The 8,257-nt window shown below is 56.6% G+C and carries 7 protein-coding genes; 6 read left to right on the forward strand and 1 reads right to left on the reverse strand.

Going from position 1 to position 8,257, the window contains the following annotated elements:
- The 4 genes from AC2FNU_RS22455 to AC2FNU_RS22470 form a co-directional block, all read left to right on the forward strand.
- Positions 1–551 (forward strand): HalD/BesD family halogenase (locus AC2FNU_RS22455; RefSeq protein ID WP_496792904.1); only part of this gene is annotated, 551 nt, incomplete at its 5' end.
- On the forward strand, positions 548–1,807 hold the full coding sequence (locus tag AC2FNU_RS22460; protein ID WP_496792909.1) for a M24 family metallopeptidase: 1,260 nt from the start codon (positions 548–550) through the stop codon (positions 1,805–1,807). The genes AC2FNU_RS22455 and AC2FNU_RS22460, both read left to right, overlap by 4 nt.
- Before the next feature lie 85 nt (positions 1,808–1,892).
- Positions 1,893–3,689, forward strand: a complete 1,797-nt coding sequence (locus AC2FNU_RS22465; protein WP_496792913.1) for a cobalamin-dependent protein — start codon at positions 1,893–1,895, stop codon at positions 3,687–3,689.
- Positions 3,690–3,826: 137 nt separating this feature from the next.
- Positions 3,827–4,933, forward strand: a complete 1,107-nt coding sequence (locus AC2FNU_RS22470) for a Hint domain-containing protein (protein WP_496792918.1) — start codon at positions 3,827–3,829, stop codon at positions 4,931–4,933.
- A 31-nt stretch (positions 4,934–4,964) separates the two neighbouring features.
- Here the strand turns inward: AC2FNU_RS22470 and AC2FNU_RS22475 are convergent, their stop codons facing one another.
- A complete protein-coding gene (locus AC2FNU_RS22475) occupies positions 4,965–5,891 on the reverse strand; it encodes a LysR family transcriptional regulator (RefSeq protein WP_496792922.1) in 927 nt (308 codons plus the stop codon).
- A gap of 106 nt (positions 5,892–5,997) precedes the next feature.
- Between AC2FNU_RS22475 and AC2FNU_RS22480 the strand changes: the two genes are divergently transcribed.
- Together AC2FNU_RS22480 and AC2FNU_RS22485 are read left to right on the forward strand one after the other, a co-directional pair.
- A complete protein-coding gene (locus AC2FNU_RS22480) occupies positions 5,998–7,374 on the forward strand; it encodes an aminotransferase (protein WP_496792927.1) in 1,377 nt (458 codons plus the stop codon).
- A gap of 114 nt (positions 7,375–7,488) precedes the next feature.
- Positions 7,489–8,257: aldehyde dehydrogenase family protein (locus AC2FNU_RS22485; RefSeq protein ID WP_496792932.1), on the forward strand; the 769-nt coding region annotated here is incomplete at its 3' end.

Below are 8,257 nucleotides of genomic sequence, written 5' to 3' on the forward strand. Positions count from 1 at the left end.
TTGATGACAAACACCCCGCGATGATCAAGTCGCAAACGGTCAATCACACGCTCTGCGCCGATCAGCTAGAGGGCAACCCTGTGATTGAAGTGTATGAATGGCAGCCCTTCGCGGATTTTCTGGCCGAAACCATGGGCAAGGAACGGCTTTATCAAATGGACGACCCGATGGCCCGGGTCAACGTGCAGGCGACGCGGGATGGCGAAGGGTTGAACTGGCATTTCGACCGCTCTGAATTTACCACGACGATCTTGCTTCAGGCGCCGGAGGTGGGTGGAGAGCTTGAGTATCGCAAGGATCTGCGCACACCGGATGACCAGAACTACGAAGGTGTCGCCGCTGTTCTGGCTGGCAAGGATCCGGAAATCAAACGGATCATGCCTGCGCCGGGCGCGCTGAACGTTTTTCGCGGGGTGAACACACCGCACCGCGTGGTGCCGGTAAAAGGCGACACGGAACGCGTAATCGCGATTTTTTCCTTCTACGAGACACCGGGAGTCGCTTTTTCGGCTGAGGAACAAATCGGTTTCTACGGTCGATCCGTGTCATGACGCGGGCGCGCAACGCGTTCAAAGATGATCGCAAGCTGACTTATCTGAACAGCGACGGAGCGGACAAGCCACTGATCAGCCCGGTGTCCCAATCCACGCTGGACAAGGCCCGCGCATATCGGTTGACGCGGTTGCGTGACCAGATGGCAAAGCATGATGTGGCAGGCTTGTTGCTCTACGACCCGATCAACATTCGGTATGCGTTCGACAGCTCGAATATGCAGGTATGGACCAGCCACAATCCGGTCCGGTATGCGATGATCCTGGCAGGTGGTCCTGCGATCCTGTGGGAGTTCAAAGGCTGCGAGCATTTGAACGATGGCCTGCCGGGAATAGACGAAATCCGTACTGCCGTGTCGTGGATGTTTATGACCAAGGGCGACAAAGCCTCTGCCGGGGTCGAAGTCTGGGCCGACGAAATAGCCGATGTGCTCGGTCAGCATGGGGGTGGCAACAAGCGCTTTGCGGCAGACAAGCTGGACGGCCCGGGATTGCACGCGCTGCAGGAACGAGGGTTCACCTATGTCGAAGGGGCCGAATTGACGGAACGGGCCCGGTCGATCAAATCTCCCGAAGAAATCGAGCTGATGCGCTGGACCATTCGGGTCTGCGAAGCCGGGATGGCGCGCATATATGACCATTCGGTGCCGGGCGTGACCGAGCGTGAGCTTTGGGGTCATCTGCATTTTGAAAACGCGCGTTCGGGCGGCGATTGGCTTGAAACCAAGCTTTTGACCTGTGGGCCGAATACCAACCCTTGGTACAAGGAATGTTCGGACCGGGCTTGCCAGTTGGGTGAAATGATCTCGTTCGACACGGATATGGTTGGTCCTTATGGCTATTGCGCGGACCTCAGCCGCAGCTGGACTTGCGGGTACACCCCCATGAAGGATACACAGCGGCGGATCTATGCGACGGCTTTAGAGCAGATCAACCATAACCTTGACGTGCTGAAGCCGGGTATGAGCTATGCCGAGTTCAACGAAAACAGCTGGCGTATCCCGGATCGGCATGTCGATTATCGGTATTCGCTTGCTGTGCATGGCGTGGGCATGGCCGATGAATGGCCTGTCATCCCCTTGCACGTCGATTTCGATGAGACAGCCATGTCCGGCTTTATTGAGCCGGGGATGGTTGTTTGTGTCGAAAGCCTTGTCGGCGAAAACGGATCGGAAAGCGTGAAGCTGGAAACACAGGTTCTGGTGACGGAAACAGGGATAGAGCGGCTGGACAGTTTCCCCTGGGAAAATGTCTAGGCGCGTTCCTTATCCGAACCGGGATGGGCTTGGACAAACGCTTTAATGGCCTTGTCTGCTGCCTTGGAATGGCCATTGTGGCGGAATGAGCGAACGAAACCTTAGAATCGACAGAGCGACGCTGCTTCCAGAGCAGGGCCTGATCTGCGGTGCAGAACTGTTAAGCGCCGGCAGGAAAATGGTGCTGGACTGGAAAGTAGGCACAAGCGCGTTTCAGGCGTCGACCGGGTACAGGAACGAGATTGACTATAAAAAGGCGATGATCCGGTCCGGGCAGGTGATGCAGCACGCACATCTCGGGTTTCGCGATTTGTCACATAGCGTTGATGCCATCCAAAGGGTTTACGACACTTGCCTTGGACGCGGTGCGCGGGTTGATCGGTTCGGCATCTGTCTGGATTGGTCGATGGGATTTCCAAGACATCGACGCAAAGAAAAAACGCGCGGGACCGGGGTCATTTTGAATGACGCAGACGCCTTTGCGCGTCTGACACAGGCCAGCCCCGCGGCAATGCACTTTGGTGATTTCATGCTGGGCTTCCCGGCAGCCCTTGAAAACACTTGTGCGGCGCTGGCGGCCGGGGCCACGACAATCGGTAATCTGGGGCAATACTTCACGTTTCGTCTGCCGGAATATGAAGATGACGTAGAGACCACACAAGCCACGGTTCAGGCTCTTGGCCTGATAGCCGCGCAGCCGGTGCCGGTATTGGTGCACTCCAATCTGGACGACGGATACGCTGCGGTTTTCGAAGATCTGACGTCGGTTCTGGGTCAGGCGCTGCTTGAAAAATACATTGTGACGGGGCTGATCGGAGCGCCATATGCGGTGTGTTATGGCCATCATTTCACTGAACCTTTGACCAGGATGGCGTTTCAACGCGCTTTGGAGCAGATCAGTGATGGCGTGCCAGGATCGCAGATTTACGGCTCGACGGTTCTGTACAAAGGCACACATGCCGAAAACTATGCGGGGCTTTCTTCGTATCTTTTGCCCGATATTGTGGCGCAGCGGTTGCGGCCAAGCGGACACGCTTTAAATCCGGTTCCGGTAAGTGAGAAGGAACGCATCCCAGACGTGACCGAGATCTGCGACGCGCAATGTCATCTGCACAGATTGACCGAGTTGGCAGAGGGGTATCTGCCGCTGTTTGACACGGCCGAGATTGACCGGATCAGCGACACGCTTTTGCGAGAGGGCCATCGTTTCGCAGATCGGGTTCTTGCAGGATTGTCGCAAGGCGGCATCGACACTGACGATCCGTTCCAGATGCTGTTGGCTCTGCGCCGCATCGGTGGGCGCGCCCTGGAACAGACCTTTGGAGGAGGTGCGCAAAGGCCCGATGCACCGCGGCGCAGAATTCCCATAGTAAGTGCCACAACGTATGTCGAACTAGAGCAAGAAGCCGCGCGCTTTATGGCGTCTGACGCCGGTCAGGCCATGACCCATCTGGCTAAATCGCCTGCCCGTATTCTGACAGCAACCACCGATGTGCACGAACATGGAAAAATGCTTCTGGATATGGTGTTCACCAAAGCAGGTTTTGTTGTTGAAGATGGCGGCGTATCCAGCGACCCGGATGACGTTGTGGCATTGGTCAGGCAAAGCTCTGTCGACGCCATCGCGCTCAGCACCTATAATGGCGTCGCGCTGCGCTATTCCAAATCCCTGCTGAAAAAGCTGAAAGAAGCCGGGCTTGATGTGCCGGTTTTAATCGGTGGCCGGTTGAACGAGATACCTGACGGCAGCAATACAAGCCTGCCGGTGGATGTGTCTGATCAACTGACCGAGATCGGAGTCATGGTGTGTGCTGATCTGGACGCCGCGACCGAGGCGCTGCGATCCGTGCTGGCCAGTAGCGGGTCAGATCAGGCGTTATAATAATCGCGTTCCTTTCTGCTTCAGGCGAAACGCCGACCAATAGGTAACACTCGTTAAGGATTACCCTGTGGATATGTTTGCAAGGGTCCGCATATCCATTAGCCTGTAGACGCGGACTGAACAGGGATTGCGGGCACATGGCCGACTATATCGTACATGCTTTGGGTGCCAGCCAGGTTTCGATCACCGGAGGTGAAAGCCTGAGTGGCTTCAGCCAAGGTGACGGGTCCAACCTTGTCGGCGAGTTTATTACCATCGGCACTGGCCCATTGACCGATCTGAACGTTTCAGATGGTGGTTCAGACGTCAATTTTGACGACAACGACGGGAACCAGCGTTTAAACGGTGATCAGGTTTTTGATGGCACCACCTATTCCGATGGAACGCGAATTGAGGCCGAATATGTCATAACGCTGCGCGACAATAGCACCGGGCAAACCTATCAGGTGCTTGGTGTCAACATTGTCAGCTCGTCTCCTTCGTTCGGAACCACCGAAGGTCTGGCGTTTGTCGGCAGTTTTCCACCGCGCGGGGTACCGCTTGAGGTTGTCTCGGCAGCAGAAGGCCCGGGATCTGGGGGCCGCCCACCGGTCAACGAAAATACACTTGTGCCGTGCTTCACCCGGTCCACGTGGATCGCAACGACAACCAGACCAAAGCAAATCGAACAGATCACGCTGTCAGACCTTGTTCTGACACGGGACCATGGCCCACAGCCGTTACGGTGGATCGGCAGGCGGCGTGTTGAAGAGGCAGAGCTTCGGGCCAATTCCAAACTTTATCCGGTTCGAATTCTTGCCGGTTCGCTAGGAAACGGATTCCCGCAGCGGGATTTGCTGGTGTCCCGGCAACACCGAATGCTGGTTTGCTCGACCATTGCCCGCCGCATGTTTGGTGTCTCGGAGGTTCTTGTCCCGGCAATCAAGTTGACAAGCCTGCCGGGGATTTACGTGGACATATCGGTTCGGGAGGTCGAGTATTTCCATTTACTGTTTGATCGACACGAGATTGTCTTTGCGGAAGGCACACCGTCTGAGAGTTTGTTTACCGGACCCGAAGCGCTGAAAGCGATCAGTGACGAGGCACGGGCAGAGATCGTCGCGCTGTTCCCGGAACTGACGCAGACAGACGTGTTACCAGAACCTGCCGGGTTCATACCAACCGGCAAGCAACAGCGGAAACTCATAGATCGTCATCTCAAAAACGAAAAACCGCTCATGTCAGCCACTGGAACAATCCTGTAGCTGCATTTTGGCCAGACATTGCCCTTAGGGTTCAGGTGATGTGAAACCCACAGCCCGGCAAACTGCACCATTCAGACAATAATTCGGCGATCTGATGAATCGGATCTCCTTCCTCCAAGTCCTCCGAACGTAAAACGGCATGCCAGGGAACAGTGATGCCATCCTGCGTGACCTGAGCGCCAACGATGCGGCCTTCTTTCAACGCGGATTGCAGCGCCCAGTTGGACAGCACGCTTGTGCCCAGATCCGAGGCGACCAACTCGACAATTGCCTCGGGCAGCTCAACGGTTGCAGCCCATTTCGGATAACTGTCCGTCGGGCGGAACAGCAACGCAAATTCCCGATCAGGTTCAGGGATCTTTGTATAAGTGATAAATGGCTCTCCCACGATGTCTGAGCCTTCGACATAGGAACGCTCAGCCAGTCGGTGCGACGGTGGCATGATGTACAGCAGGGGGTCATCGAACAGTTTGATGCTGCTGAGCCCCGCTTGCGAAACCGTGCCTGAGGTAATCGCAATGTCCAGATGCCGGTTCAGAAGACCGGTCAGCGGATCGCTACGTGCGCCCGCCATGATCTGGATATCGATCCCGTCGGTGCGCGATTTCATAAATTTGATGAAAGAGGGCAACCAGCGATAGTTGCTGTACGCTTCGACCGACAGACGCACAACATGCTGGACATTGGCATTCATGCGCCGCACGTCTTCCTCCGCTCGGCTAAGGTCGGTAAGGATGCGTTCGGCCACGATTGCCATATAGTCCGCCGCAGGAGTGCGGCGCAGTTTCTTGTGCATTCGGGTGAAAAGGGGCACGTCCAGCCGACGCTCGGCCTCGCGCAGACGGTGCGAAAGGGCCGATGGCGTTACCCCCAGTTTCTTGGCGGCATCGGTGATCCGACCCGTTTCGTTGATGGCTTGGATCAGTTGCAGGTGGCGCAGGTCAAGCAGCGGTTTCATGTGTTTCTAGCCTGAAAAAAATTCACAAAAACCAAAAAACTTCGAAATTGAAATTCAGTCAATAACAAGGTGAAGTCCCGCCAGGTTTTCTTTTGGAGCATCCCCCATGAACGTTGACGCCCGACGCGCGATCGAACAGGACAAGGCCCATCACGTCCATCCTCAGTCGAATCTGCGCCAACATGCCGAGAACGGCCCGACGATGATCACTCATGGTAAAGGGGTTTTCATCTATGACAGCGAAGGGCGCGAGATCATAGATGGTTTTTCCGGGCTGGGGTGTGTGTCGCTGGGCTACCACAACGAACGCCTGTCAAACGCGGCAAAGCGGCAGATGGATGTGCTGCCATTTGCACCCACATTCTACAACCGCTCGCATCCACGTGTTGCGGAATTGGGCGAACGTTTGATCGGAATGGCTCCGGTAAAAATGGACCGGGTGATGTTCCAGTGTTCGGGGTCCGAGGCCAACGATACCGCGATTAAACTGTTGTGGTACACCAACACCGCCAAGGGCGAGCCGAACCGCCGCAAGATCATTGGTCGGGTGCGCGGTTATCATGGGAATACGATTGCGACGGTTTCGCTGTCGGGCCAGCCGCATATGCATGCCAAGTTCGGTCTGCCGCTGCCCGAGTTTAAGCATACCGAGTTGCCGAACTACTACCGCTTTCACATCGACGGTGAGACCGAAGAAGAGTTCTCGGCCCGGATGGCGGCAAAATTCGAGGAGCTGATCCTGGCGGAAGGCCCTGAAACTGTTGCAGCTTTCTTCGCTGAACCCGCCATTTCAGGCGGTGGCGCGCTGATGCCGCCCGAAGGCTATTGGCGTGAAATGCAGGCGGTTCTGCGCAAGTATGACATCAAGTTTCTGGCTGACGAGGTGGTCTGTGGCTTTGGTCGGACCGGCAATATGTGGGGTTCCCAGACCTGGGGGTTGGAGCCTGACATGATCTCTTGCGCCAAGGCGCTTTCGGCTGCGTTTTTCCCGATCTCTGCTTTGATGTTCAAGGACGAGATGTATGCCGACATGATGAAAAACTCGGACGAGGTTGGCACTTTTGGCCACGGATACACCTATGCCGGGCATCCGGTTGGTGCTGCCGTCGGGCTCGAGGCGCTGGATATCTATGACGAGATGGATCTGGTGGGCCACGTTCGCAAGGTTTCGACCCGGTTCCTTGAGAAATGTCATGCTCTGGCCGACCACCCGCTGGTCGCCGAGGTGCGCGGTGTCGGCCTGTTCTGCGGCTTCGAACTTATGAAAGACGCTAAAGCCCGTGAACCGTTCGACCCCTCTTGGAAAGTCGGTGAACTTGTGCAGAACTTTGCCCATGATCGGGGTCTCTATCTGCGAGCAATCGGTGATCGGATGAGCTTTATGCCGCCGCTGATTATCAATGAGGATGAGATCGACATCGCAACTGAACGGTTCAAAGGTGCGCTGGATGACGCCTGGGCTGTGGTGCGCGCCAAAATCTGATTATGTTTTTGGGGTTGGGCATATGCTCTCGCCTGACCTCTGCGCCGCCGGCTCTCCCAACTTTCGGCGGCGCGCCCTATTTTGAATTGCCCTAGCCTGCCAAGGAGAACAGGGATGACGACACCGCTGGAACCGAAACTGCCCGATGCGGGTTTGGCTGGAAATTACATCAACGGGGCTTGGCATTGGCCTGACGGGCGGCTCGAGATCGAAAACCCCTCGCGCCGCGTGCCGATCTGCGAAGTCGGTCGCGGCACGTCAACCGAGGTCGATTTGGCTGTCGCCGCCGCCCGTGCCGCGTTGCCAGCGTGGCGCGCATTGGCAGCAAGTGAGCGTGGCAAACTGCTCACCGAGCTCGGACGTCGTCTTGAGGAAAACGCCGAAGAGGTGGCGCGCGTGCTTGCTGCCGAGTCGGGTAACGCCATCAAGACGCAGTCGCGCGGTGAGGCAATGGGGGCTGCTGGTGTTCTCAAGTATTACGGCGGCGTGGCGGTCGAGCAGAAAGGCGAAACTCTGCCGCTTGGGCCCGGACTATTGAGTTATTCCACGCGCGAACCGCATGGGGTTGTCGGATCGATCATCCCCTGGAACTCTCCGTTGCAGCTGGGGGCGGTGAAGATTTCGATGGCATTGGCGACCGGGAATTGTCTGGTGCTGAAACCTGCTGAAGACGCACCGCTGGCGATCCTGAAACTGGCTGAACTTGCGGATGGTCTGTTCCCGCCGGGTGTCTTCAATGTTGTGACGGGACTGGGTGAAGAGGCTGGTGCAGCGCTTGCTTCGCACCCGGGCATCGACAAGGTGTCCTTTACCGGTTCAAGCGAGGTCGGCAAACTGATTGGCAAGGCCACGGCAGATCGCATCGCCAAGCTGACGCTGGAAC

It is taken from the genome of Ruegeria sp. BHSB064, from assembly GCF_059613205.1.

Coding starts and splice junctions, on each gene's coding strand:
- AC2FNU_RS22460 (WP_496792909.1), top strand. CDS start 548: ATGACGCGGGCGCGCAACGCGTTCAAAGATGATCGCAAGCTGACTTAT.
- AC2FNU_RS22465 (WP_496792913.1), top strand. CDS start 1,893: ATGAGCGAACGAAACCTTAGAATCGACAGAGCGACGCTGCTTCCAGAG.
- AC2FNU_RS22470 (WP_496792918.1), top strand. CDS start 3,827: ATGGCCGACTATATCGTACATGCTTTGGGTGCCAGCCAGGTTTCGATC.
- AC2FNU_RS22475 (WP_496792922.1), bottom strand. CDS start 5,891: ATGAAACCGCTGCTTGACCTGCGCCACCTGCAACTGATCCAAGCCATC.
- AC2FNU_RS22480 (WP_496792927.1), top strand. CDS start 5,998: ATGAACGTTGACGCCCGACGCGCGATCGAACAGGACAAGGCCCATCAC.